The organism is Streptomyces phytophilus (genome assembly GCF_013870535.1).
Taxonomy (GTDB): Bacteria; Actinomycetota; Actinomycetes; order Streptomycetales; family Streptomycetaceae; genus Streptomyces; species Streptomyces phytophilus.
Window position 1 is genome coordinate 1 of record NZ_JACBXC010001618.1, and the last position, 1158, is coordinate 1158.

The 1158-nt window shown below is 75.3% G+C and carries 1 protein-coding gene; it reads left to right on the plus strand.

Features of this window, described 5'->3' with window-relative positions:
• Nucleotides 1-188 precede the first annotated feature (188 nt).
• Nucleotides 189-1158: tRNA 2-thiouridine(34) synthase MnmA (gene mnmA / locus H5J30_RS34665; protein WP_181791775.1), on the plus strand; the 970-nt coding region annotated here is incomplete at its 3' end.

The window sequence follows — 1158 nt, forward strand, 5'->3', positions numbered from 1 at the left end:
GAGCCGCGGCGCGGCCCGGCGCCCCCGGGCTGCTGCCCGGGGGCCGCGCGGGTCTCGCCGGCCCCGGGCTCCGGGGCGTCCCCGTCCGTCGTCGGCATGCGGTCGGTCCTTCTCCTTCGGTCTCGATCGGCCAACGCCTCCGGCCACCGGACGGTTCCGCACCGCGGCCTCGTTACCCTGGAGTGGCTATGACACCACGAGCGACACACCCGGCCCGCCCCGCCCGTCTGAAGGTCCTCGCCGCCATGTCCGGCGGCGTGGACTCCGCCGTCGCCGCGGCCCGCGCCGCGGCGGCGGGGCACGACGTCACCGGGGTGCACCTCGCGCTCTCCGCCAACCCGAAGTCCTTCCGCACCGGCGCCCGCGGGTGCTGCACCATCGAGGACTCGCACGACGCCCGGCGCGCCGCCGACGTCATCGGCATCCCGTTCTACGTCTGGGACCTCGCCGAGCGGTTCCGCGAGGACGTCGTCGAGGACTTCGTCAGCGAGTACGCCGCGGGCCGCACGCCCAACCCCTGCCTGCGCTGCAACGAGAAGATCAAGTTCGCGGCGCTGCTGGACAAGGCGCTGGCCCTCGGCTTCGACGCGGTGTGCACCGGCCACTACGCCAAGGTCGTCACCCGCGCCGGCGGCGGCCGCGAGCTGCACCGCGCCGCGGACGCGGCCAAGGACCAGTCGTACGTCCTGGGCGTACTGGACGAACGGCAGCTCGCGCACGCGATGTTCCCGCTCGGCGAGACCGAGACGACGAAGGCCGAGATCCGCGCGGAGGCCGCGGAGCGCGGGCTGTTCGTGGCGAAGAAGCCCGACAGCCACGACATCTGCTTCATCGCGGACGGCGACACCCAGGGCTTCCTCGCCCGCCGCCTCGGCACCGCGGAGGGCGACGTCGTCGACGAGTCCGGCGCCCGCGTCGGCACCCACTCCGGCGCGTACGGCTTCACCGTGGGCCAGCGCAAGGGCCTGGCGCTGGGCACCCCCGCCCCCGACGGCCGGCCGCGCTACGTCCTGGACATCTCGCCCGTCGACAACACCGTCACCGTCGGCCCCGCCGCGTCCCTGGACGTCGAGGCGCTGACGGCGATCTCGCCGCGCTGGTGCGGTACGCCCCCGGCGGGACCGGGTGCGTACACCGCCCAACTGCGCGCGCACGGCG